Raw genomic sequence first — 24869 nt, forward strand, 5'->3', positions numbered from 1 at the left:
TTAGACGCTTTCTGGCTTGGTTGCCGGAGCGGTTGCCTGATGCGTGGCGCTATGTCCGCCAGCGGAACCACGGCCCGCAAACTCGAACGGTGGGCGCACCCAGTCGCTATGGCGAACCGGTTCAGGCTGCCAGGCCGGTGCCGGTGCTTTGGTCATCGGTGCCGAAGCGAAATGCTTCCAGCGGACTTCCGCGTTGTTGATCACCGTATCACGTGCCGCAACCGGCGCATGAGGTTCTGCAACGGGTTCAGCCGGGGCTGTTGCGGCAACCGGTGTGGACAGCACGTCTTCTACCTGTGCACTCACTTCCGGCGCGACCTCAGCCGGTGCGACGATGGCGGCAGCAACCGCTTCATCCACCTCAGCGGCAACATCCACTACCGGCTCGGCCTGGGCGGCAGTCTCTTCCGCGACCACTTCATCAGCGGCGGAAATCACGGCCGGTTGTTCATTGACCGGTGTTTCAATCGGGCTGGTGTCTTCAGTATTCACCACTGGCACGTCAGTGTGCGCCTGCGGTTCAGCCTGATGCACAACGGCTTCGACGTTTTGCTCTGCGGCCACTTCTTCTTGCACAGGTTCAACGCTGGCAGGTAAGGCAACAGCAGCTGCGGTCTCTTCGCGGCTGTAATCAGGCGTCTCGTTCAGAACATCCTGCGTTGCCAGTTCCTCATTGGTTTGTGCAACCGGATAACGCACCCAGACTTTGCCAGAAGCCATTTCTGGTGAAGCTGAAGCTGCCGCCAGCGGCATAGCCGATTGGGTCGGATAGCGCTCATCGCGATAACGACGGCGACGCTGACCACTGACACGCAGGTGACGCGGTGAACGGCGTGAGCGACGCGGCATATTCGCGCTATCACGGTTATCCACATCATCCTGCTCATCATTGGTCGCTTCCGGCTCGTCGTTGACCACGGCGCGCGGCGCAGTTTCAACCGGCGCGGCAACCGTTTCGTTTACGGTTTCGCTTTCATCGCCAAAACGCACTTTCTGTGTCAGCTGACGTTGTTTACGACGCGGCATGACCTGAATGCGTTCTTCTTCCTGTGCGGCCTCATCAACGATATCGGCCTGAACGACCGGCTCAGCGGCTTTCTGCTCCTGCTGCTGGGCGCGTTTCTCTTCCTGACGACGACGCTGACGTTCTGCACGCTGTTCGCGACGCTGTTGCTGCTGCTCTTCGCGCTGCTGGCGTGCTTCTTCGCTCTGTGCCGGGCTGCGTTCTTCACGCGGCTCGTTCTGGCGTTTGTTGCGGCGGTTCTCGGTGGTTTCACGCGCTTCGCGAGGCTCACGTGGCTCTCGTGGCTCACGCGGTTCACGCGCTTCGCGTACCGGTGCGTTCTCGGCGTTGCGCGGCGTGCGCTCACGGCGATTATTGCGACGGTTGTTGCGACGATCGCCACGCTGCTGGCCATTTTCACCGTCGGTCGCTTTGCTTTCCTGCTTCTCGCTGGCTTCAGGTGCCGCGGCAGGGGCATCACCCACAAACAGTTTTTTCAGTCCACCCAGCAGGCGTGCCATAAAGCCGGTTGATGCCGCCGGTGCCGCGACAGTGGCGGTAGGCTTGGCTTTTTTCGGCTCGGCTTTCACCACCGGCTGGCTCTCTTCAGCCACTTCGACCGGGGCAGGCGGTGCATCCGGCATCACAAAGGCGGCAAGGGCCGGTTGTTCCGGACGGCGACGTTCTGCCTGTTCTTCTTCCGACGGCAACGCCATTTCTGCTTCGTGCAGCTTCGGCAAGTGGTAGCTCAGGGTCTGAGTCTCTTCACCTTTGCGCACGCGCAGTACGGAATAGTGCGGGGTTTCCATCTGATCGTTCGGCACGATGATGGCGCGCACGCCACCCTGGCGCTTCTCAATCGCACTGACGGCATCACGTTTTTCGTTCAGCAGGTAGGAAGCCACCGGAACCGGCACAATCGCATGAACTTCTTTGGTGTTGTCCTTCAGCGCTTCTTCTTCAATCAGACGCAGAATGGACAGTGACAGCGATTCGTTATCACGAATGGTACCTGTGCCGCTACAACGCGGGCAGACGTGATGGCTGGACTCGCCCAACGACGGGCTGAGGCGCTGACGCGACATCTCCAGCAAGCCAAAACGGGAAATATGGCTGATCTGGATGCGTGCGCGATCCTGGCGTACCGCTTCGCGCAGACGGTTTTCCACCGCACGCTGATGGCGCACGGGAGTCATATCAATGAAGTCGATAACGATCAGGCCACCCAAGTCACGCAGACGCAACTGACGGGCGATTTCATCGGCCGCTTCCAGGTTAGTATTGAAGGCGGTCTCTTCGATATCACCACCGCGCGTAGCACGTGCTGAGTTGATATCAATCGCGGTCAGGGCTTCGGTGCTGTCGATAACAATCGAACCGCCAGAAGGCAGGCGGACTTCACGCTGGAAGGCGGACTCAATTTGCGATTCGATTTGGTAGTGGCTGAACAGCGGGATCTCACCGGTGTACAACTTGATTTTGCTGCTGAAGTCCGGGCGACCCAGCGCGGCGATATGCTGACGTGCCAGTTCCAGTACTTTCGGGTTATCGATGAGGATTTCACCGATATCCTGGCGCAGATAGTCGCGGAAGGCGCGCACGATCACGTTGCTTTCCTGATGGATCAGGAACGGTGCCGGGCGGCTTTCTGCGGCTTTCTTGATGGCTTCCCAGTGTTTCAGGCGGAAGCTGAGGTCCCACTGCAATGACTCGGCAGATTTGCCAACACCCGCAGTACGCACAATCAGGCCCATACCTTCCGGCAGTTCCAGTGCGGACAGCGCTTCTTTCAGTTCGGTACGGTCATCGCCTTCGATACGGCGCGAAATCCCACCCGCACGCGGGTTATTGGGCATCAACACCAGATAGCTACCGGCCAGTGAAATAAAGGTGGTCAGTGCCGCGCCTTTATTACCCCGTTCCTCTTTATCAATCTGAACGATAACTTCCTGGCCTTCACGCAGGACATCTTTGATGTTGGGACGTCCGTGCGCGTTGTAACTGGCGGGGAAATATTCGCGGGAAATTTCTTTCAGAGGGAGAAAACCGTGACGCTCAGCACCGTAATCAACAAACGCAGCTTCCAGGCTGGGTTCAATACGGGTGATTTTACCTTTGTAGATATTGGCTTTTTTCTGTTCGTGTCCGGGGCTTTCGATATCCAGATCGTACAGACGTTGTCCGTCAACCAGGGCAACGCGCAACTCCTCCTGCTGAGTTGCGTTAATTAACATTCTTTTCATCGTGACTTACTCGTTATTCTCTCATGAGTGACAAAGCTGCGGGCATCGTTACCCTGGACGAGAATCAACCGATGGCCCCGTGTCTTTAATGCACAGACGTCAACCTCACGGTTGTCGGCGGCTAAAGGGGCGCAAATCTTGTCGGTGGCCTGTTTTTCATAAGGAAATCCAGCGCCTGAAGGTGGAAGTGCTACAGAGTATTCAAAAATCCACACATCCCAGTCTGTCGTCCTGGCTGCAACCCGCAGCCCGCTAAGTGCCTGATTTAACATTACGTCTTACGCCATTGCTGCGTGTCCGTTTAATCCGGCAAAATGACTTATTTCGCTCTTTCTTCTGCCTGAATCTTTCCAGGACAGAAACCCCTGCATTATTCCATTGCTGACCAACATATAGCAAGGCGACTTTTGCCGAGCTGTGAAGTTTATGCATCCTTAACCTGTTCATTTGCAGGGGTTATCATCGCATTGTTGAAAAAGTCAGCATTTCGACCCTTTAGCGCCGCGACAACCAGAGAGTTAAGCACAGAAAAAGGGGTGGCGCTATCCAGGGACACTATTTAGAATCGCCGCCATGAAAACAGAGAATCCCGGCGTACAATTTGTCGCCATCACGGCTGAAAATGCCGGACAACGCATTGATAACTTTTTGCGCACCCAATTGAAGGGTGTGCCGAAAAGTATGATTTATCGCATCCTGCGTAAAGGTGAAGTGCGGGTAAATAAAAAACGCATCAAGCCTGAATATAAGCTGGAAGAGGGCGATGAGATCCGTATCCCACCGGTGCGGGTTGCCGAACGTGAAGAACAGGCGGTCTCGCCGAAGCTGGAGAAAGTGGCTTCATTGGCCGATGCCATCCTGTACGAAGATGATTATCTGTTGGTGCTGAATAAGCCCTCCGGTACAGCGGTACATGGCGGCAGCGGCTTAAGCTTCGGTGTGATCGAAGGGTTGCGTGCCTTGCGGCCGGAAGCGCGTTTCCTCGAATTGGTGCATCGCCTTGATCGCGACACCTCGGGGATTTTGCTGGTCGCGAAAAAACGGTCAGCGCTGCGTTCCCTGCATGAGCAACTGCGTGAAAAAGGTATGCAAAAAGATTACCTGGCGCTGGTGCGGGGTGACTGGCCATCGCATCTGAAAGTGGTCCAGGCACCGTTGCTGAAGAATATCCTGCAAAGTGGCGAGCGCGTGGTGCGTGTCAGTGCTGAAGGCAAACCCTCAGAAACGCGCTTTAAAGTTGAGGAGCGTTTTGGCTTTGCCACCCTGGTGAAAGCCAGCCCGGTTACCGGCCGTACCCACCAGATTCGTGTGCATACTCTGCATGCGGGCCACCCGATTGCCTTTGATGATCGCTACGGCGATCGTGAATTTGAACGCCAACTGGCAGCGACCGGGCTGTCCCGCCTGTTCCTGCATGCGGCGGCGTTGACCTTTACCCATCCCAACACCGGTGAGACATTGCGGATGGAAGCGCCGTTGGACGGCGCTTTGAAGCATTGTCTTACGCAGTTGCGCCAGAAAAAAGCCTGACGCACCGGGCATCAGCACAATGGGTTGATGCCCGCTTCGCGTAGCATTGCGTTCAACGCGATCAGCGGTAAACCAATCAGGGTATTGGGATCGCGTCCCTCCAGCCGTTCAAACAGACAAATCCCCAAACCTTCGCTTTTGAAACTGCCAGCACAGTGCAGTGGCTGCTCTTTGGCAACATAGCCGGCAATTTCTGCTGCGCTCAGGGAGCGGAAATGGACGGTAAAAGGCTCACAGCAGAGAAACTGCCGCCCGCTTTGTGGCTGGATCAGCGCCAGGCCGGTATAAAAGGTGATGGCTTTGCCGCTGGCGGCCGCCAGTTGTCGGCAGGCGTTCTCTGTGCTGAGCGGCTTGCCGGTGATTTGTCCGTCCAGCACGCATACCTGATCGGAACCGATGATCCAATGATTCGGATACGCTGTCGCCAGCGCCTCGGCTTTCGCCAGGGCGAGGCGTTGCACCAGCGCATCAGCCGCTTCGCCGGGGTGTGGCGTCTCATCAGTATGCGGTGCAGCGCAGATAAAAGGCAGGCCAAGCTTGCTTAATAAAGCCTGACGGAAGGGTGAGGTTGAGGCTAAAACCAGCGATGTCGTCATTTTTTTGCAGAATAGATAGCGTAAAGGTGACAGTCATTTTAAACTGTGCGCCGCACTGGATGCGACTAACGGGTGAAAGATGCTGTAAAACGGCCTTTTTCTTTGACTCTATGACGTTACAAAGTTAATATTCGCGCCCTATGCAAAAGGTAAAATTACCCCTGACGCTCGATCCGGTACGCGCTGCGCAAAAACGCCTTGATTATCATGGCGTTTATTCACCTGAATTGGTGGCGCGTGTGGCCGACTCGGTCGTGAGTGTGGACAGTGATGTTGAATGTGCCATGTCGTTTGCGGTTGACAACCAGCGCCTCGCGGTTCTGCAAGGAACAGCGGATGTGCAGGTTACGTTGTTATGTCAACGCTGCAACCAGCCGTTTCCGCATCAGGTTCACATAAGCTATTGCTTCAGCCCTGTCTCTACTGAAGAGCAGGCCGAGGCACTGCCGGAAGCCTACGAACCGGTCGATGTCGATGATTTTGGCGAGATCGATCTGTTGGCGGTGATTGAAGATGAAATCATCCTCGCACTGCCGGTGGTTCCGGTGCATGATTCTGAACACTGTGAAGTGTCCGACGCGGACATGGTATTTGGTCAGTTGCCTGCAGAGGCAGAAAAACCAAATCCATTTGCCGTATTAGCCAGTTTAAAGCGTAAGTAATAGGAGTAAGGTCCATGGCCGTACAACAGAATAAACCCACCCGTTCTAAGCGTGGTATGCGTCGTTCTCATGATGCTCTGACCACCACCACTCTGTCTGTAGATAAAGTTTCTGGCGAAACTCATCTGCGTCACCACATCACTGCGGATGGTTACTACCGCGGTCGCAAGGTTATCGCTAAGTAATTCTTGCGGTTACGCAAGGCGATACTTTGACACGTTTGACCCTGGCGATAGATGCCATGGGCGGGGATTTCGGTCCCTGCGTGACAGTGCCTGCAGCCTTGCAGGCACTGGCCTCTCATTCGCACCTGGTTCTCCTTCTGGTCGGTAATCCCGACACAATCATGCCATTACTTGCCAAAGCGGATTCCTCTGTAGCGGGGCGTGTGCAGGTGATCCCTGCCGAATCGGTTATTGCAAGTGATGCCAGACCCTCACAGGCGATTCGTAACAGTCGCGGCAGTTCCATGCGTATCGCGCTGGAGCTGGTGAAAGAGGGCAAGGCACAAGCCTGTGTCAGCGCGGGAAATACCGGTGCGCTGATGGGACTGGCCAAATTGTTGCTCAAGCCGCTGGACGGCATTGAGCGTCCGGCGCTGATGACTGTACTGCCGCACCAGCAGCAGGGGAAAACGGTGGTGTTGGATCTGGGCGCAAATGTGGAATCTGACAGTGAAATGTTGGTGCAATTTGCGGTGATGGGCGCAGTGGTGGCCGAAGAATTGCTCGCCATTAATCAGCCGCGCGTTGCCTTGCTCAACATTGGACAAGAAGAAACCAAAGGCCTGGAAACGATTCGCACCGCAGCGGCGGTGCTGCGGGAATCCCCGCAAATCAACTATATTGGTTATCTTGAGGGGAATGATCTCCTCACCGGCAAGACGGATGTGCTGGTTTGCGATGGCTTTGTCGGCAACGTCACGCTGAAAACCATGGAAGGTGTGGTAAGAATGTTTCTTTCGCTGCTCAAATCGTCAGGGGAAGGAAAAAAACGGGCCTGGTGGCTGAAGTGGCTGGGACGCTGGATCCAAAAGCGTCTGGCGAAGCGTTTCGGTCATCTCAACCCCGACCAGTACAATGGCGCTTGTCTGTTAGGATTGCGCGGAACGGTGATCAAAAGCCACGGCGCGGCGAATCAACGTGCGTTTGCCGTAGCGATAGAACAGGCAGAGCAGGCGGTGCGGCGGCAAGTCCCGGAACGGATTGCTGCGCGCCTGGACACTGTATTAGCCAGGAGTGACAAAGCGTAGATGTTTAGCAAAATTCTCGGTACGGGCAGTTATTTGCCCAGCCAGGTGCGTACCAACGCGGATCTGGAAAAAATGGTGGAGACTTCGGACGAGTGGATTGTCACCCGTACCGGTATCCGTGAGCGCCGCATTGCTGCGCCGGATGAAACAGTAGCCAGCATGGGCTATTCGGCAGCACAGCGCGCGCTGGAAATGGCGGGTGTGGCAGCGAATGACGTGGGTCTGATTATTGTCGCGACCACCTCTTCCAGCCACGCATTCCCAAGTTCGGCCTGCATGATCCAGCAAATGCTGGAGATCAATGACTGTGCCGCGTTTGACCTTGCAGCCGCATGCGCAGGCTTTACCTATGCCCTGAGCGTAGCCGATCAGTACATCAAAAATGGCGCGGTAAAACATGCGCTGGTGATTGGTGCTGACGCGCTGGCACGCACGCTGGATCCCGCCGATCGTGGCACCATTATTTTGTTCGGTGATGGTGCGGGTGCGGTAGTACTGGGCCAGAGCAGTGAGCCGGGTATTATTTCAACGCATCTGCATGCTGATGGCCGTTACGGCAAATTGCTGACACTGCCGTACCAGGATCGCGAACATCAGGATCAACCGGCCTACCTGACAATGGCGGGGAACGAAGTCTTCAAAGTGGCGGTCACTGAACTGGCACATATTGTTGATGAAACCTTGCAGGCCAATAATCTCGACCGCGAAATGCTCGACTGGCTGGTGCCGCATCAGGCCAACCTGCGCATTATCAGCGCCACCGCGAAAAAGCTCGGTATGGGGATGGACAAAGTGGTGGTGACGCTTGATCGTCACGGCAACACCTCTGCGGCTTCCGTGCCAAGTGCGCTGGATGAAGCGGTGCGTGATGGCCGCATCAAGCCGGGACAACTGATTCTGCTGGAGGCCTTTGGTGGTGGTTTCACCTGGGGTTCCGCGCTGGTTCGCTTTTGATTACAGGAACGAATGATGACGCAATTTGCTTTGGTGTTCCCGGGACAGGGATCGCAGACCGTGGGCATGCTGGCCGATTTGGCTGCTGAATACCCGCAGGTAGAGGCCACTTTCCGTGAAGCTTCTGATGTACTGGGTTATGACTTATGGCAGTTGGTTCAGCAGGGTCCTGCGGAAGAACTGAACAAAACCTGGCAGACACAGCCTGCATTGCTGGCGGCGTCAGTCGCGATTTATCGCGTCTGGCAGAGCAAGAATGCGCCCCAGCCTGCGATCATGGCCGGGCATAGCCTGGGTGAATACTCCGCGCTGGTTTGCGCCGGGGTACTGAATTTCGCCGATGCCATCAAACTGGTTGAGCTGCGTGGCAAACTGATGCAGGAAGCCGTGCCGGAAGGTACTGGCGCGATGCAGGCGATTATCGGCCTTGACGACGCGGCCATCCGTAAAGCCTGTGAAGAAAGCGCGCAGGGGCAAGTGGTTTCACCGGTTAACTTTAACTCGCCGGGCCAGGTGGTGATTGCGGGTAACAAAGAAGCGGTAGAACGTGCCGGTGCCGCCTGTAAGGCCGCGGGCGCGAAACGTGCTCTGCCATTGCCGGTCAGCGTGCCGTCCCACTGTGCGCTGATGAAACCTGCGGCAGAGAAACTGGCCGTCGCGCTGGAAGCGATCAGCTTCAATGCGCCGTCAGTGCCGGTGGTGAATAACGTTGATGTGCAATGTGAAACCTCCGCTGACGCGATTCGCAGCGCGCTGGTACGCCAATTGTACAGTCCGGTACGCTGGACGGAATCGGTTGAGTTTATTGCCTCCCAGGGCGTGACGCAGCTGCTGGAGATCGGTCCGGGCAAAGTGCTGACCGGTCTCACCAAACGTATTGTGGACAGCCTGACCGCAGCCGCAGTGAACGATCCTGCTTCACTGACCGCTGCGCTTACACAGGAATAAGAGGAAAATCATGGGCTTTGAAGGTAAAGTTGCGCTGGTTACCGGCGCGAGCCGCGGCATCGGTCGCGCCATTGCGGAAACGCTGGCGGCGCGTGGTGCTAAAGTGGTGGGAACGGCCACCAGTGAAAGCGGCGCGGAGGCAATCAGTGCTTACCTCGGCGACAGTGGTAAAGGTCTGCTGTTGAACGTGACCGATGCTGCTTCCATTGAGAGTGTGCTCGAGAAAGTGCGCGCAGAATTTGGCGAAGTGGACATTTTAGTCAATAATGCAGGCATTACGCGTGATAATTTACTGATGCGCATGAAAGACGATGAGTGGGCGGATATCCTCGATACCAACCTGACATCCGTCTTCCGCCTCTCCAAGGCGGTTATGCGTGCCATGATGAAGAAACGTGTGGGCCGTATCATTACCATCGGTTCTGTAGTTGGAACCATGGGTAACGCGGGCCAGGCAAACTATGCTGCAGCAAAAGCAGGTTTGATTGGCTTTAGCAAATCACTGGCGCGAGAAGTTGCGTCACGTGGCATTACCGTAAACGTCGTGGCTCCGGGTTTTATTGAAACGGACATGACGCGTGCACTGAACGAAGATCAGCGCTCGGGCATTTTGGCGGAAGTTCCGGCAGGTCGCTTAGGTGACCCACAGGAAATCGCCAATGCTGTTGCATTCTTAGCCTCTGACGAAGCCGCCTATATCACAGGTGAGACGCTCCACGTCAATGGCGGCATGTACATGGTCTGATAATCACGAAATAATTTGCATTATCTGCGGTAAAAACCGCAGAATAGCGTAAAATCGTGGTTCGACCAGCCGGGATTTTGTTGCATCTTTTTCAACATTTTATACACTACGAAAACCATCGCGAAAGCGAGTTTTGATAGGAAATTTAATAGCATGAGCACTATTGAGGAAAGAGTTAAGAAGATCATCATCGAGCAGTTGGGCGTTAAACCGGAAGAAGTGACCCACGCTGCTTCTTTCGTTGACGACCTGGGTGCTGATTCTCTTGACACCGTTGAACTGGTTATGGCTCTGGAAGAAGAGTTCGATACCGAAATTCCAGACGAAGAAGCTGAGAAAATCACTACCGTTCAGGCAGCGATCGACTACATCACTAGCCACCAAGGCTAATGAATATCCTTCAGGCGGTCACTCGACCGCCTGAGTTTTATAGTTTGTCCCACATAGCTTTTTTTTATCCCTCCCTGGAGGACGAACGTGTCTAAGCGTCGTGTAGTTGTGACCGGTCTTGGCATGTTGTCTCCTGTCGGCAATACCGTAGAGTCTACCTGGAGTGCTCTCCTTGCCGGTCAGAGCGGCATTACCCTGATCGACCATTTTGATACCAGTGCCTATGCAACACGTTTTGCAGGTTTGGTAAGAGATTTTAATTGTGATGACTTCATCTCGCGTAAAGATCAACGCAAGATGGATGATTTCATCCAATATGGCATCGTTGCTGGCATACAGGCTATGCAGGACTCCGGTCTGGTCGTAACTGAAGAAAATGCTGGTCGTTTTGGTGCGGCGATTGGTTCCGGCATCGGCGGATTGGGTTTGATTGAAGAAAACCACGCCTCGCTGGTCAATGGCGGTCCACGCAAAATCAGCCCGTTCTTTGTGCCTTCTACCATTGTAAACATGGTCGCTGGCCATCTTACGATTATGTATGGCCTGAAAGGTCCGAGCATCTCTATCGCCACGGCCTGTACTTCAGGTGTACATAACATTGGTCATGCCGCACGCATCATTGCTTACAACGATGCCGATGTGATGCTGGCCGGTGGTGCAGAAAAAGCCAGTACCCCGCTGGGTGTGGGTGGCTTTGGTGCGGCGCGTGCGCTCTCCACCCGTAACGATAATCCGCAGGCGGCAAGCCGTCCGTGGGATAAAGATCGTGATGGTTTTGTGTTGGGCGACGGTGCAGGCATCGTGGTACTGGAAGAGTACGAGCACGCGAAGAAACGTGGTGCGAAAATTTATGCTGAGGTGGTTGGCTTCGGCATGAGTAGCGATGCTTACCACATGACCTCGCCACCGGAAAACGGTGCAGGCGCGGCGCTGGCAATGGTCAACGCACTGCGTGATGCTCAGCTAAATGCGGAGCAGATCGGTTACGTCAACGCGCATGGCACCTCGACGCCAGCCGGTGATAAAGCCGAAGCACAAGCGGTGAAATCGATCTTCGGCGCAGCGGCCAGTTCTGTGATGGTCAGCTCAACCAAATCGATGACGGGTCACCTGCTGGGTGCAGCGGGCGCGGTAGAATCTATCTACTCGATCCTCGCTTTGCGCGATCAGGCGGTTCCACCGACCATCAACCTTGATAATCCTGATGAAGGTTGTGATCTGGACTTTGTGCCACATACGGCACGTCAGGTCAGCGGTCTGGAATACACGCTGTGTAACTCCTTCGGCTTCGGTGGTACCAACGGTTCACTGATTTTCCGCAAGGTGTAAGTCGCACCGTTCCCGACAGAGGCCCGCAATGCGGGCCTTTTTTATATTTTGTCACGCAGTCGCATAGAATCTTACGGCCTTCAATGATATTCAAAGCAAGGTCAATTCATTGGGGTCGTTATGATGTGGATAAATGGCGCAGAACAGACGCAACTGGCTGCGCGCGATCGGGCGGTGCAGTTCGGTGATGGCTGTTTTACCACTGCGGCGGTACAACAGGGACAGATCCTGCTGTTAGCGGCGCATCTGCAACGCCTGAAGTGGGGATGTGAACGGTTGTTGATGGCCGAGCCTGACTGGTCACAGCTCGAAGCAGAAATGCGCAGCGCGGCGCAGCACCAATCACAGGCGGTGTTAAAAGTCATTTTGACCCCGGGCGCGGGGGGACGCGGCTATAGCCGTGCGGGATGCAGCGCGCCAACACGTATTGTTTCACTTTCCCCTTGGCCGCAGCATTATCACGCGCTGCACCAGCAGGGCGCACGTCTGATAACCAGTCCGATTCGGCTGGGACGCAATCCCTGGCTTGCAGGGATCAAACACCTAAACCGGCTGGAACAGGTACTGATCCGCCAGCATCTTGACCAGACAGACGGTGACGAGGCGCTGGTGCTTGACACTGAGGGGACGGTGGTGGAATGCTGTGCGGCCAATTTATTCTGGCGCGAGGGCGATGCTGTCTTCACCCCGCGACTTGAGCAGGCGGGTGTTGCCGGGATTATGCGGCGTTATCTGATGGCGCAGATGGCAGCCGCAGGCCAGGATTGCCAGTTGATTGAAGGCAGCAGAGAGAGGCTACTCGCCGCAGATGAAGTGGTGATATGCAATGCTCTGATGCCTGTTTTACCCGTGCGTAGCATTGACGACATGACATTTAACGCACGTTCGCTGTACCAGCAACTGTTCGCCAGTTGCCAGAAAATGGAAGCATCATGACTCGAATGAAAAAAATTATCGCCGGCGCCACGGTGATCATTGGCCTCGCTGCGGCCTTTAGCTATTGGCAGATTGAACGTTTCGCCGATACACCTTTGACGTTGCACCAGGAAACCATTTTTACCCTGCCTGCGGGCACCGGACGGGTGGCGCTTGAAGCACAGCTGGAAAGCGAGCATGTCATCGCGCCAGGCCCGTGGTTTGGTCCCTTGTTAAAGCTGGAGCCGGAACTGGCGCGCTTTAAAGCCGGTACTTATCGCCTGGAAAGCAATATGACGGTCCGTCAATTGCTGGAATTGCTGGCGAGCGGTAAAGAAGCGCAGTTCCCGGTCCGTTTCGTTGAAGGTTCGCGCCTCAAAGAGTGGCTGGCGCAGCTGCGCGCCGCACCTTATCTGAAACACACCCTGAAAGATGATCAGTTCGCGACGGTGGCAGAGGCGTTGAAACTCGATGCCAGCCAGCTGGAAGGTGGGTTCTATCCTGACACTTACCTTTATACCGCCAACACCAGTGATGTGGCGCTGCTGGAACGCGCCCATATGCGCATGAACAAACTGGTGGATGAAATCTGGCAGGGCCGCATGGATAATCTGCCCTATAAAAAGGAGCAGGATCTGGTAACGATGGCCTCGATCATCGAGAAAGAAACCGGTGTCAGTGAAGAACGGGCGCGCGTTGCCTCGGTGTTTATCAACCGTCTGCGGATTGGTATGAAGTTGCAAACCGATCCGACGGTGATTTATGGCATGGGTGACAGCTACACCGGCACGATAACGCGTAAAGATCTCGACACGCCAACCGATTACAATACCTATACCATCAGCGGTATGCCGCCAGGTCCGATTGCGATGCCGGGCCGGGCTTCGCTGGAAGCGGCAGCACACCCGGAAAAAACCAATTACCTCTATTTTGTTGCGGATGGCAAAGGTGGTCACACCTTCACCACCAATCTGGTCAGCCATAATAAAGCCGTGCAGGCGTATCGGCTGGCGATGAAGGAAAAAAATGAAAAGTAAGTTTATCGTCATTGAGGGCCTTGAAGGGGCGGGCAAAACCACCGCGCGTGATGCGGTGGTCGAGGTGCTGCGCGAGCAGGGCATTGATGATCTGGTGTTTACCCGCGAACCGGGCGGTACACCGCTGGCGGAACAATTGCGCGTGCTGGTTAAGCAGGGCATTGAGGGCGAGCAGGTGACGGACAAAGCCGAACTGTTGATGTTGTATGCCGCACGCGTGCAATTAGTGGAAAACGTGATCAAGCCTGCGCTGGCGCGGGGAGCCTGGGTGATCGGCGATCGTCACGATCTCTCATCACAAGCCTATCAGGGCGGCGGACGCGGTCTGGATACCCAACTGATGACCACGCTACGCGATGCGGTACTGGGCGCGTTTCGTCCGGATTGCACCCTGTATCTGGATGTCACGCCGGAAATCGGTTTGCAGCGCGCCCGTGCACGTGGTGAGCTGGATCGTATTGAGCAGGAATCGCTGCGTTTCTTTGAGCGCACGCGTGAGCGTTATCTGGCACTGGCGGCCGCCGATCCCAGCATTATTACCATTGATGCCACTCAGACATTGCCGGAGGTGACGGCGTCAATCAAAGCGGCGATACACCACTGGCTGGTGGGTCAAACGGCATGAACTGGTATCCGTGGCTGAACCAACCCTATCGGCGCATCATTACCCGTCATCAGAGCGGTCAGGCGCACCATGCGCTGCTGATTCAGGCGATTGAGGGGATGGGTGATGATGCCCTGGTATGGGGTGTCAGCCGCTGGCTGATGTGCCAGCAACCGGAAGGGCTGAAGAGTTGTGGACACTGCCACGGTTGTCAGTTGATGCAGGCGCAGACGCACCCGGATTGGTATCGACTGGAAGCCGAAAAAGGCAAATCCTCGCTGGGGATTGATGCGGTACGCGATGTCACGGAAAAGCTGTACCATTTTGCCCAGCAGGGTGGGGCCAAGGTGGTGTGGCTGCCTGACGCGGCGCAATTGACCGAAGCGGCGGGCAATGCCTTGTTGAAGACGCTGGAGGAGCCACCCGCCAATACCTGGTTTTTCCTCAGCACCCGCGAACCCTCGCGTCTGCTTGCCACCTTGCGCAGCCGTTGTATGACCTGGCATCTGTCGCCACCGGATGAGATCCACAGCCTGCAATGGCTGCAAAAACAGCTTTCGCAGCCGGAGGAGACGTTACGTGCGGCGCTGCGCTTGAGTAACGGCGCACCCGCTGCGGCGCTGGCGCTGTTGCAACCTGAACGCTGGCAGGCGCGTCAGACGCTTTGCAACGCGCTGCCGGGTGCGCTGCAACAGGACATCCTGCAACTGCTGCCTTGCCTGAATAGCGATGATGTTGCGGATCGCCTCGGCTGGCTGCTCTCGCTACTGGTCGATGCCATGAAGGTGCAACAGGGTGCCAGCCGTTGGCTGAGCAATGGCGATCGCCCCGATGTGGTGACGTTACTGGCGCAGCAGATGAACAGCAGCGCCCTGAATGCCAGCGTACAGCTATGGATGCAGTGCCGCGAGCAACTGCAACAGGTGGCGGCGCTCAATCGTGAATTAATGTTGACCGATCGCCTGTTGAGCTGGAGTCGTCTGCTCACCCCGGCGACCTTCGGATAACGGTAAAAAGAGAGAAGTATGTTTATTGTTGATTCCCATTGCCACCTTGATGGCCTGGATTATGAAAAGCAGCATCGTGATCTGGATGATGTGATCGCCAAAGCGGCGGCGCGTGATGTGAAATTTATGCTGGCCATCGCGACCACCCTGCCGGATTACCACACCCTGAAAGCGCTGGTGGGTGAGCGCGATAACATTGCGCTGGCCTGTGGCGTGCATCCACTTAATCAGGAAACGCCTTACGATGTGGAAGAGTTTCGTCGTCTGGCGGCGGAAGATCGTGTGATTGCGCTGGGCGAAACCGGCCTCGATTATTTCTATCAGCAGGAAACCAAGGCGCAGCAGCAGGCCTCCTTCCGTGAGCATATCCGTACCGGTATTGCGCTGAATAAGCCAATTATCGTGCATACCCGTGATGCGCGTGACGATACGCTGGCGATCCTGCGTGAAGAGCAGGTGGAGAAGTGCGGCGGCGTGCTGCACTGTTTCACCGAAGACCGCGAGACGGCGGAGAAACTGCTGGATATGGGCTTCTATATCTCGTTTTCCGGTATCCTGACATTCCGCAACGCTGAGCAAATCCGCGATGCAGCGCGTTATGTTCCGCTCGATCGGATGCTGGTGGAAACCGACTCCCCCTATCTGGCTCCGGTACCGCACCGTGGTAAAGAGAACCAACCCGCGTTTACCCGCGACGTTGCCGATTATATGGCGGTGCTGAAAGGCGTCGACATTGAAACCCTGGCCGCCGCCACTACGGAGAATTTCTCCCGCCTGTTTCATGTGCCGATGAGCCGTCTTGGCGGCTAACGCACTTTATTTCAAACTCTGTAATTAATCAGAAATTCATCAGACTGGCTGTGCCTGAAAGGGCACAGCCAGTTGTTTATTGTCGTAAATAGCAGCAAGTCAGTCAGAATTACCTGAAAGCCAGACGGCCGCATGAGCGAAACGTGATAGCCGTCAAAGTAAGAAAAATCGATTTATTTTACTCTTCGTAATAAATCAAAAGACGCTCAGCGTCATCCCGGTTGAGGGTCCTCCCCCCTCGGCCACGCGCACTGCGCGAAATGCACTCATACTCAGGAGCTTCACGCTATGTTCAAGAACGCATTTGCGAACCTGCAAAAGGTAGGTAAATCGCTGATGTTACCGGTGTCGGTATTACCGATTGCCGGTATTTTATTAGGTGTTGGTTCAGCTAACTTTAGCTGGTTGCCTGCCGTCGTTTCGCATGTAATGGCCGAAGCGGGTGGTTCGGTGTTCGCCAACATGCCGCTGATTTTTGCCATTGGTGTGGCGCTTGGCTTTACCAACAACGACGGCGTTTCCGCGCTGGCGGCGGTGGTGGCTTACGGCATCATGGTGAAAACCATGGCGGTAGTGGCCCCGCTGGTACTGCATCTGCCTGCGGCTGAAATCGAAGCGAAACATCTGGCCGATACCGGCGTACTGGGCGGGATCATCGCCGGTGCGATCGCGGCATATATGTTTAACCGCTTTTACCGTATTAAGTTGCCGGAATACCTCGGCTTCTTTGCCGGTAAACGCTTTGTACCGATTATTTCTGGCCTGGCGGCGATCGTGCTGGGTGTGCTGTTGTCCTTCATCTGGCCACCGGTCGGTACCGCAATTCAGGACTTCTCACAGTGGGCAGCCTATCAGAACCCGGTAGTGGCTTTCGGTATCTACGGCGTGGTTGAGCGCGCGCTGGTGCCGTTTGGTCTGCACCATATCTGGAACGTACCTTTCCAGATGCAGATTGGTGAATTCACCAACGCGGCGGGCCAGGTATTCCATGGCGACATTCCACGTTATATGGCGGGTGACCCGACTGCGGGTAAACTGTCTGGTGGCTTCCTGTTCAAAATGTACGGTCTGCCTGCCGCTGCGATCGCTATCTGGCACTCCGCAAAACCGGAAAACCGTGCCAAAGTGGGCGGTATCATGATCTCCGCTGCGCTGACCTCGTTCCTGACCGGTATCACCGAGCCGATCGAGTTCTCCTTTATGTTCGTGGCACCGATCCTGTATGTCATCCACGCCATTCTGGCTGGCCTGGCATTCCCGATCTGTATCCTGCTCGGTATGCGTGATGGCACCAGCTTCTCACACGGTCTGATCGACTTTGTGGTGTTGAGTGGCAACAGCAGCAAAATCTGGTTGTTCCCGATTGTGGGTATCATCTACGGTCTGATCTACTACACCGTGTTCCGCGTGCTGATCGCCAAACTGAACCTGAAAACGCCGGGCCGTGAAGATTCTGCGGTTGAGCAAAGCAGCGCCACCGGTAGCGAGATGGCCGGTAAACTGGTTACCGCATTCGGTGGTAAAGAGAACATCACTAACCTTGATGCCTGTATTACCCGTCTGCGCGTCAGCGTGGCGGATGTGGCTAAAGTTGACCAGACGGAACTGAAAAGCCTCGGCGCGCGTGGCGTGGTGGTGGCAGGTTCTGGTGTTCAGGCCATCTTCGGCACCAAGTCCGATAACCTGAAAACTGAAATGGATGATTACATCCGTAATATGTAATCACATCGTCGAACGATGAAGAACGGCCCCCATATTGGGGGCCGTTTTGTTATAAATACACCCGCAAATACTCGGTCAGACACAGCAGCGCCATCGCCTGACCATAGGGCATCGAGGTCAGGGGCACTTGACGGTAATAGTCCAAATCACTGCCCATCGCGGTGCCAAACGACACCTGTTTCAACTCGCCGTCTTCATCAATATTGGCAATCACCCCACGCAACGCTTTTTCCGCGATAGGTAAATAGTCGCGTGACAGATAACGTTTCCGCACTGCTTTCAAAATACCGTAGGCAAAACCGGCAGTGGCTGAGGCTTCAGGGTAACTGCGCGGATCATCCAGCAGGGTATGCCACAGGCCACTGCTGTGCTGGCAGCCTGCCAACGCCTTGACTTGGCTCTCCAGCACCTGTAACAGGAAACGACGGGTGGCGTGCTGTTCAGGCCAGTTCATCAGTTCGAGAAAATCCGGGATGACAATGGTGACCCAGCTGTTACCACGCGCCCAACGGGCTTCGGCAAAGTTATGGCGACCGTTGAAATTCCAGCCGTGGAACCATAAACCGCTCTGGCGATCCATCAGATACTGGGTATGCAGAAGAAACTGGAAACTGGCCTCTTCGACAAATTCTGGCCGTTCCAGCAACTGCCCAATCTTCGCCAGTGCCATCACGCTCATCATCAGGGTATCGTCCCACAACTGCTGGGGATTCTCGTTGTTATACACGATGTGCTGCAAGCCGCCGTTTTCCGTGCGCGGCATCTCATACATCACCCATTCAGCCCAGCGCTCCAGTACCGGTCGCCAGGCGGCGTTGCCTGTCTCTTCATAGCGATACGCCAGGGTAAGAAAGGGGCAGACGGTGTTGACGTTCTTGGTGGGCGTACCTTCCGCCAGCCGGGTACTGAACCAGTCATCGATAATCTGTAACGTGGCCTGATCACCCGTCTGCTGGTAAAAATGCAGCATACCGTACAGTCCGATACCGTGTGTCCACTCCCATCCGGCCCAGCCTTTGGTATCAATTACGCGGCCATCGTCGAGGCGCAGCAAAAACTCGCCGCTTTCGTCGCTGATATTGACCAGGTTGTGCGTCAACTGATGGATCAACTGCACCAATTCCTTGCGTGGCAGCAGATACTCGGGCTGACGTAACAGGTCACTCTGTTTTACCGGAAATACGGTCATGGTCTATTCCTATCGTTTTGAAGGGGCAGGGAGAGGGGGTAGCTCACCAGGCCTGCGCGGCAGGGGCGGTGCAGCAGGCTTGAGGCGATTGAGGTAGCCAACGTTGTTGTTCCCCCATAAATTTTCGTAGGGCATACCGGCCAGCGTTTCGACAATCTCACGTGCCTGCGGCGTGATGCGCTCCGGCAGCGGACGTCCGGCATCCCGCATCTTCAGCGTCTCTTCGCGAAGCACGGTGTGAGTATGTAAATTGAGTTTAAAGCGCAGCGATACCAGAAAACCGCAGGTCAGCACGCAGACGGTGCCAATGCTGAGGATCGCCAAAATGGTATGGCTCACTGCCGGTACCTGCGTGGCCTGACCGGAGACAAACCCCGCCAGTTGCAACACGATGCCGACCAGCATCACGGCTCCGGCCTGCGAGGCTTTACGCGTCAGGGTCATAATGCCGGCAAAGATGCCTTCACGGCGTTGACCGGTGATCACTTCATCCACGTCTGCGATATAGGTATAGGTGTTCCACGGGACATAGTTGATACCCCCGCGGCCCAGCCCGGCAAAGCCAGATATCAGCACCAGCAACGCCATGCTGTTGTTCATGCCGGTGTACCACAAGCCTGCATAGGAGAGGGCGCTCAGGCCAAATAGCACCACCACCAGGCGATAGGCCGGTGCCGGTCCGAGGCGGATACACAGCGGGATCATCACCATCACCGCGATAAATTGCAGTACGGCCATGGTGCCCATCAGGCTGGAAGCAATCTGCGCGCTTTGCATCAACACAAACACCACATACCAGGTGAACACCGCGTTAAAGACATCCTGCGCGATATAACCGCCAAGATACATGCCCAGATGCTGGCGGAAGATACGAATGCGCAGCGTCGAACCGAGTTCGATGTAGAGGCGTTTCAGGCTTTGCCACAGCGTCAGGCCGGATTTCTGCTGCTCGGCACGCAGTGATTCCGCTGAGAAGTCATCCGGATGGCGCTCCCAGGTAAAGCGCCATACCAGCGTCAGCACCAGTGCGCAGATCACCGCGAACACCAGGCTGGCATAGAAAAACGACAACGGATTCTCTTTGCCAAACCAGGCAATCAGGATGCCCGGCAGAAATGCCGCCAGAATCGCTGACAGCTGCGCCAGGGCGATACGTGCACCCGAGAAGCGGGTTTTCTGTTTAAAATCATCGGTCATCTCCGGTACCAGTGTTTCATAGGGCACCAGAATCATGGTGTAGACGATATCGAACAGCAGGTAGGTCAGCAGATACCACCAGAAACTCATGTCGGCGATCCACATCAGGCTATAGCTGAAGACACAAGGAATACCGAGCAGGATAAAGAACTTACGGCGGCCAAAGCGCTTACCCAGCCAGGTGGAGCCGAAGTTGTCGGTGAGAAAACCCATTAACGGGCTGACCAGCGCATCCAGCACGCGTGCGGCGGCGAAGATAAAGGTCGCTTCAATCGGTGTCAGCCCACAAAATGTGGTGTAAAAATAGAGCAACCAGGCGGCAGTCAGTGCCGTGGTGCCAGCGCCGAGGAAATCCCCGGAACCATAGGCCAGATAGTGGCCCAGACCAATCTTACGTGAGCGCATTGCAGGTACTCCCTGAGACAAATGTGGTGTACATCCCTCATCCTTCCGGACAGCTGGCTCGGATTGGTTAGAAAGTAGAGCGGGAAGCCGGGCTAAACCTTCGCGATTTAGCAAGGTTCGCTGCACAAGTGGCAAAATCACAAAGAAACGCGGGTGATAAATCTAATTTATAAAACAGCGTTTCATTTTAGTGGTGGGGAAAATGCCAAAATTGTGTAGCCGCGCGATTTTTCGCGTGGAAAAGTGGTGTAAACGCAGCCATTTAATGTAAGAAAAGTGGTCCTGAGGTTGAAAGAAATAGAATTCCTCCCGCATACTGCCTGACTAAACTCCAGGTTTAAGGAAATGCATCATGGCTGAAGAGACCATTTTCAGTAAAATCATCCGTCGCGAAATCCCCGCTGACGTGGTTTATCAGGACGAACTGGTTACCGCCTTCCGCGATATCGCGCCCAAAGCACCCACGCATATTCTGATCATCCCTAACGTGCTGATTCCCACTGCGAATGACGTGCAGGCCGCACATGAGCAGGCATTGGGGCGCATGATTACCGTGGCGGCGAAAATCGCCCGTGATGAAGGGATCGCCGAAGATGGCTATCGTCTGATCATGAACTGCAACCGTCATGGCGGCCAGGAGGTTTACCATATTCATATGCATCTGGTCGGCGGCAAACCGCTGGGTCCGATGCTGGTTGACTAAACCTCAGGCAGGACTTGCTATGCGTCAATGGCTGAGCGGCCTGTTGTTGCTGACCCTGGCGGGGTGCAGCAGTGACAAGCCGATGATCAATACTTCGCAGTCGCTGGTGATGGAATCATCAGTGCTGTCGGCCGGTATCATCACCGATGAACCGAAGCTGGCGGGCAATGATGGGCAACTGCGTGCCTCCAGCGTGCTTTATAATCAACGCGAAACGCCGGTTACCCTACACTATCGTTATTACTGGTACGACGATAAAGGGCTGGAAATCACCCCGCGTGAACCGGCACAAACGCTCACCGTCCCTGCGCATGGCAGCGTGGAAGCCGCGTCGCAAATCGGCAATCTGACCGCCAGCAAGGTGCGGCTCTATCTTTATCTCTGAGGAGTAATTCGTGATTCGCAGTTTACAACGTTCCGGCGCGCTATTATTTGCGCTGATGCTGACCGGCTGTGTAATTAAACAGCAAACGCCGGCACCGGTCGAACCGACCCAGCCGACCACACCCACCCAGCCGGTGCCACCGCCGACCCAGCCGCAACAGCCGCCGGAAACGGTACCGCAGCCGCCGAAGTTGAAAACCATCAACTGGAGCGCCAGTGTACAACCGCTGGTGGCTAACATGGTGCAATCAGCCGGGGTCACTCCGGGCAGCGTGCTGATGGTGGATCGCATCAAAAATAGCACCAATGGCGCGTTGCAGAGCGACAAAGCCACCGATGCTATCCAAAATGCGTTGGCGAACAACGGCAAGTTTACGCTGGTGACGCCGGAGCAACTGGCTCAGGCAAAACAGGCGTTGGGCTTATCGGCGGATGACAGCCTCAACTCGCGCAGCAAAGCGATTGGCCTGGCACGTAACGTTAATGCGCAATATGTGTTGTACAGCAACGCGGCGGGTGATGTGAAAGCGCCGACGTTACAAATGCAGCTGATGTTGGTACAGACCGGCGAAATCATCTGGTCAGGTAACGGTGTTGCACAGCCCTGATAGTCAGCTGAAATATCTGATTGAACAACAATGGCCGACGGCGCAAGCTGGCGGTCATTTTTTCACGTTGCCTGGACTGAGCGGGCAGAGTGTGCGCATCACCGGCGAGCAAGGCGTATTGCTGGCGCGACGTTCACCCGCGGCACCGATTCCGTTTGTTGATCGTCAACGTGAATTTCGCCTGTTGCATAAACTACAGGTTTCGCAACTGGCGCCACGGGCACTGGGCTGGCGTGAACCCTGGCTGCTGGTTGAATGGTTGCCAGGCGAAACATTGCCGCCCGCCGCCTTTAGCGCCCGGCGTGAGGCGGTGATTCACTTACTCTACCATCTGCATCAACAGCCGCTAACGGGCTATCGCCTGTCACTTGCGCCGTTGTTGCAGCGTTACTGGCAGTTGTGTCAGCAGCGAAACTGGCGCTGGCAGCGGCGGCTGCGGCAACTGCTGTCGCGGGGAGAGCCGCGCCCGCTGCGTCTGGCACCGATCCATATGGATGTGCATCCCGGCAATCTGCTTGTCACCGCCAACGGGTTGCGGCTGATTGATTGGGAATACGCCGCAGACGGCGATGTTGCACTGGAACTGGCTGCAATTTGTGTGGTCGATCCACCACAGGCTGACGCATGGATTGCCGCTTACGCAGAGACAGCACAGCTGATCCCTGCGGTGTTACATCAACACATACAACGCTGGCAACCCTGGCTACAACTGCTCATGGCCAGCTGGTATCAACTGCGCGCCGAGCAGAGCCAGGATGACACGCTGGAACAACTGGCGCGTGCCAGCTGGCAAGACCTTTGATTTTACAGGATTATATGATGACGATGAATAACCCCGGACCACTGATGCTTGACGTCGAAAGCTACGAGCTTGACGCCGAGGAGCGGGAAATTTTGCAACATCCGCTGGTGGGCGGGCTGATTCTGTTTGCCCGCAATTATCATGACCCGGCGCAACTGGCCGAGCTGGTGCGGCAGATCCGCGCGGCATCGCATAGCCGACTGGTGATCGCCGTCGATCAGGAAGGCGGGCGCGTACAGCGTTTCCGTGAGGGTTTCACCTTGCTACCGGCGATGCAGTCATTCGCGGCACTGCACGATCTGTCCACTGCCGGAGAACTGGCGCAGCAGGCTGGCTGGCAAATGGCGGCAGAGATGATTGCGCTGGATATCGACATCAGCTTCGCTCCGGTGCTGGATATTGGCCATATCAGTGCCGCAATTGGCGATCGTTCCTTCCATGCCGATCCGCAAATCGCGCTGCAAGTCGCGCGTCGCTTTATTGCGGGCATGCATGAAGCGGGCATGAAAACCACCGGCAAACATTTCCCCGGCCATGGCGCGGTGAGTGCCGATTCCCACAAAGAGACGCCACGCGATCCGCGTGATGCTGCGACCCTGCGCCAGCATGATATGGCGATCTTCCAGCAACTGATTGACGAGCGCGCGTTAGATGCGGTGATGCCTGCCCACGTTATCTATACTGAGGTGGACCCGTTGCCTGCCAGCGGTTCGCCTTACTGGCTGAAAACCGTGTTGCGGGAAGAGTTGGGCTTTGACGGGGTGATTTTCTCCGATGATTTGTCGATGGAAGGGGCTGCGGTGATGGGCAGCTATGCCGAACGCGCACAACAGTCGCTGAACGCCGGATGTGACATGATTCTGGTGTGTAACCATCGTCAGGGTGCCATCAGCGTGCTGGATAATTTGATCCCGATCGGGGCGACACGGGTGTCGCAGTTATACCATCAGGGACGATTCACGCGAGACACGCTACAGGCCAGCACGCGCTGGCAGCAAAATCAGCGCCAGCTCAGTGAGCTGCAACACCGCTGGCTGGCACATAAAGCGTCGGGCAGATAATGGCCGCTGCCCGGAACGTTCACCACGCTGAGGATAATCATGATCATCTATTTGCACGGTTTCGATTCCAACAGTCCGGGCAACCATGAAAAGGTGCTGCAATTGCAGTTTATTGACCCGGACGTCAGGCTGATCAGTTACAGCACCCGCCACCCAAAACACGATATGCAGTTTTTGCTCAAAGAGTGTGACAAGCTGCTGCATCAGGCGGCCGATGACCGACCGCTGATTTGCGGCGTCGGCTTGGGGGGATACTGGGCCGAGCGTATCGGCTTTCTGTGTGGCATTCGCCAGGTGATCTTTAATCCGAACCTGTTCCCGGAAGAGAATATGGAAGGCAAAATTGATCGCCCGGAGGAGTACGCGGACATCGCCACCAAATGCGTCAGTAACTTTCGGGAAAAAAACCGCGATCATTGCCTGACCATTCTGTCACGCCATGATGAAGCGCTGGATAATCAACGCAGTGCCGCGCAGTTACATCACTTCTATGAGATTGTCTGGGATGAAGCAGCCAGTCATAAATTCAGCAACATCGCACCGCATCTTCAACGCATAAAAGCCTTCAAAACATTGGGTTAATCCTGCCTGCGCCGCGTCCTGCGGCGCAATGTTTGTGTAACATTCCGATAATGCCATTGAAAGATTGATGTACATCAATTTTGTTGTGATATCCCGATCCCGCCATGATATTCTGCCCTCAGCTCGCGATTTAATGTCGCCAACCCTATGTTTATTAAGGTTTTTAGTAACCATTAATTAACTTTTGGTTT

The 24869-nt window shown here is 55.5% G+C and carries 25 protein-coding genes; 21 read left to right on the forward strand and 4 right to left on the reverse strand.

The window, feature by feature from the left end; all coding sequences use genetic code 11:
- Nucleotides 1-3246 (reverse strand): ribonuclease E, encoded by a 3246-nt coding sequence (gene rne / locus PAT9B_RS07490; RefSeq protein WP_013508652.1) that lies wholly within the window; start codon nt 3244-3246, stop codon nt 1-3.
- A gap of 573 nt (nt 3247-3819) precedes the next feature.
- Here rne and rluC point away from each other — a divergent pair.
- Nucleotides 3820-4776, forward strand: a complete 957-nt coding sequence (gene rluC, locus PAT9B_RS07500) for a 23S rRNA pseudouridine(955/2504/2580) synthase RluC (RefSeq protein ID WP_013508653.1) — start codon at nt 3820-3822, stop codon at nt 4774-4776.
- A gap of 11 nt (nt 4777-4787) precedes the next feature.
- On the opposite strand, the gene PAT9B_RS07505 is transcribed toward rluC, so the two are convergent.
- Nucleotides 4788-5372, reverse strand: a complete 585-nt coding sequence (locus PAT9B_RS07505; protein WP_013508654.1) for a nucleoside triphosphate pyrophosphatase — start codon at nt 5370-5372, stop codon at nt 4788-4790.
- Between the two features lie 140 nt (nt 5373-5512).
- Here PAT9B_RS07505 and yceD point away from each other — a divergent pair, with 140 nt between their 5' ends.
- The 14 genes from yceD (at nt 5513) to ptsG (ending at nt 17747) form a co-directional block, all read left to right on the forward strand.
- The gene (gene yceD / locus PAT9B_RS07510; RefSeq protein ID WP_013508655.1) at nt 5513-6034 is read left to right on the forward strand and encodes a 23S rRNA accumulation protein YceD; all 522 of its coding nucleotides are present in this window, start codon (nt 5513-5515) and stop codon (nt 6032-6034) included.
- A 14-nt stretch (nt 6035-6048) separates the two neighbouring features.
- Entirely contained in the window at nt 6049-6219 is a 171-nt protein-coding gene (gene rpmF, locus PAT9B_RS07515) for a 50S ribosomal protein L32 (RefSeq protein WP_013508656.1), read from the forward strand.
- Nucleotides 6220-6245: 26 nt separating this feature from the next.
- On the forward strand, nt 6246-7286 hold the full coding sequence (gene plsX / locus PAT9B_RS07520) for a phosphate acyltransferase PlsX (protein ID WP_013508657.1): 1041 nt from the start codon (nt 6246-6248) through the stop codon (nt 7284-7286).
- On the forward strand, nt 7287-8240 hold the full coding sequence (locus PAT9B_RS07525; protein ID WP_013508658.1) for a beta-ketoacyl-ACP synthase III: 954 nt from the start codon (nt 7287-7289) through the stop codon (nt 8238-8240).
- Between the two features lie 15 nt (nt 8241-8255).
- Nucleotides 8256-9188, forward strand: coding sequence for an ACP S-malonyltransferase (gene fabD, locus PAT9B_RS07530; protein WP_013508659.1), 933 nt, complete (start codon nt 8256-8258; stop codon nt 9186-9188).
- A gap of 10 nt (nt 9189-9198) precedes the next feature.
- Nucleotides 9199-9933, forward strand: a complete 735-nt coding sequence (gene fabG / locus PAT9B_RS07535) for a 3-oxoacyl-ACP reductase FabG (protein ID WP_013508660.1) — start codon at nt 9199-9201, stop codon at nt 9931-9933.
- Nucleotides 9934-10086: 153 nt separating this feature from the next.
- Nucleotides 10087-10323 carry an acyl carrier protein gene (gene acpP, locus PAT9B_RS07540; RefSeq protein WP_013508661.1) on the forward strand — a complete coding sequence of 79 codons (237 nt, stop codon included), beginning with the start codon at nt 10087-10089 and terminating at the stop codon, nt 10321-10323.
- A gap of 87 nt (nt 10324-10410) precedes the next feature.
- A complete protein-coding gene (fabF, locus tag PAT9B_RS07545) occupies nt 10411-11652 on the forward strand; it encodes a beta-ketoacyl-ACP synthase II (RefSeq protein ID WP_013508662.1) in 1242 nt (413 codons plus the stop codon).
- Between the two features lie 120 nt (nt 11653-11772).
- Nucleotides 11773-12588 carry an aminodeoxychorismate lyase gene (gene pabC / locus PAT9B_RS07550; protein ID WP_013508663.1) on the forward strand — a complete coding sequence of 272 codons (816 nt, stop codon included), beginning with the start codon at nt 11773-11775 and terminating at the stop codon, nt 12586-12588.
- Nucleotides 12585-13604: an endolytic transglycosylase MltG gene (gene mltG, locus PAT9B_RS07555; protein WP_013508664.1), complete on the forward strand. Its 1020-nt coding sequence runs from the start codon at nt 12585-12587 to the stop codon at nt 13602-13604. The genes pabC and mltG overlap by 4 nt, the downstream gene beginning before the upstream one ends.
- The gene (gene tmk / locus PAT9B_RS07560) at nt 13594-14229 is read left to right on the forward strand and encodes a dTMP kinase (RefSeq protein ID WP_013508665.1); all 636 of its coding nucleotides are present in this window, start codon (nt 13594-13596) and stop codon (nt 14227-14229) included. Before mltG ends, tmk begins: the two co-directional genes overlap by 11 nt.
- Nucleotides 14226-15215 carry a DNA polymerase III subunit delta' gene (holB, locus tag PAT9B_RS07565; protein WP_013508666.1) on the forward strand — a complete coding sequence of 330 codons (990 nt, stop codon included), beginning with the start codon at nt 14226-14228 and terminating at the stop codon, nt 15213-15215. Before tmk ends, holB begins: the two co-directional genes overlap by 4 nt.
- A gap of 18 nt (nt 15216-15233) precedes the next feature.
- Complete coding sequence (locus PAT9B_RS07570; RefSeq protein ID WP_013508667.1) at nt 15234-16025, forward strand: metal-dependent hydrolase; 792 nt, start codon at nt 15234-15236, stop codon at nt 16023-16025.
- A 288-nt stretch (nt 16026-16313) separates the two neighbouring features.
- Entirely contained in the window at nt 16314-17747 is a 1434-nt protein-coding gene (gene ptsG, locus PAT9B_RS07575; protein WP_013508668.1) for a PTS glucose transporter subunit IIBC, read from the forward strand.
- Nucleotides 17748-17796: 49 nt separating this feature from the next.
- Here ptsG and PAT9B_RS07580 read toward each other — a convergent pair whose 3' ends face one another.
- Together PAT9B_RS07580 and PAT9B_RS07585 are read right to left on the reverse strand one after the other, a co-directional pair.
- Complete coding sequence (locus PAT9B_RS07580) at nt 17797-18936, reverse strand: glycoside hydrolase family 105 protein (protein ID WP_013508669.1); 1140 nt, start codon at nt 18934-18936, stop codon at nt 17797-17799.
- Nucleotides 18937-18945: 9 nt separating this feature from the next.
- Nucleotides 18946-20538, reverse strand: a complete 1593-nt coding sequence (locus tag PAT9B_RS07585; RefSeq protein WP_013508670.1) for an MFS transporter — start codon at nt 20536-20538, stop codon at nt 18946-18948.
- Between the two features lie 352 nt (nt 20539-20890).
- Between PAT9B_RS07585 and hinT the strand changes: the two genes are divergently transcribed.
- From hinT to ycfP, 6 genes are read left to right on the forward strand one after another with little or no spacing between them, the layout of a single operon-like run.
- A complete protein-coding gene (gene hinT / locus PAT9B_RS07590; RefSeq protein WP_013508671.1) occupies nt 20891-21241 on the forward strand; it encodes a purine nucleoside phosphoramidase in 351 nt (116 codons plus the stop codon).
- A gap of 19 nt (nt 21242-21260) precedes the next feature.
- Nucleotides 21261-21626, forward strand: coding sequence for a YcfL family protein (locus tag PAT9B_RS07595; RefSeq protein ID WP_013508672.1), 366 nt, complete (start codon nt 21261-21263; stop codon nt 21624-21626).
- Between the two features lie 10 nt (nt 21627-21636).
- Nucleotides 21637-22233: a penicillin-binding protein activator LpoB gene (lpoB, locus tag PAT9B_RS07600; RefSeq protein WP_013508673.1), complete on the forward strand. Its 597-nt coding sequence runs from the start codon at nt 21637-21639 to the stop codon at nt 22231-22233.
- Nucleotides 22220-23035: a thiamine kinase gene (gene thiK / locus PAT9B_RS07605; RefSeq protein ID WP_041525759.1), complete on the forward strand. Its 816-nt coding sequence runs from the start codon at nt 22220-22222 to the stop codon at nt 23033-23035. The genes lpoB and thiK overlap by 14 nt, the downstream gene beginning before the upstream one ends.
- A gap of 17 nt (nt 23036-23052) precedes the next feature.
- Nucleotides 23053-24096 carry a beta-N-acetylhexosaminidase gene (gene nagZ, locus PAT9B_RS07610; RefSeq protein ID WP_013508675.1) on the forward strand — a complete coding sequence of 348 codons (1044 nt, stop codon included), beginning with the start codon at nt 23053-23055 and terminating at the stop codon, nt 24094-24096.
- Nucleotides 24097-24135: 39 nt separating this feature from the next.
- Nucleotides 24136-24678: an alpha/beta hydrolase YcfP gene (gene ycfP / locus PAT9B_RS07615; RefSeq protein ID WP_013508676.1), complete on the forward strand. Its 543-nt coding sequence runs from the start codon at nt 24136-24138 to the stop codon at nt 24676-24678.
- Nucleotides 24679-24869 lie beyond the last annotated feature (191 nt).

Source organism: Pantoea sp. At-9b, assembly GCF_000175935.2.
Classification (GTDB): Bacteria; Pseudomonadota; Gammaproteobacteria; order Enterobacterales; family Enterobacteriaceae; genus Pantoea.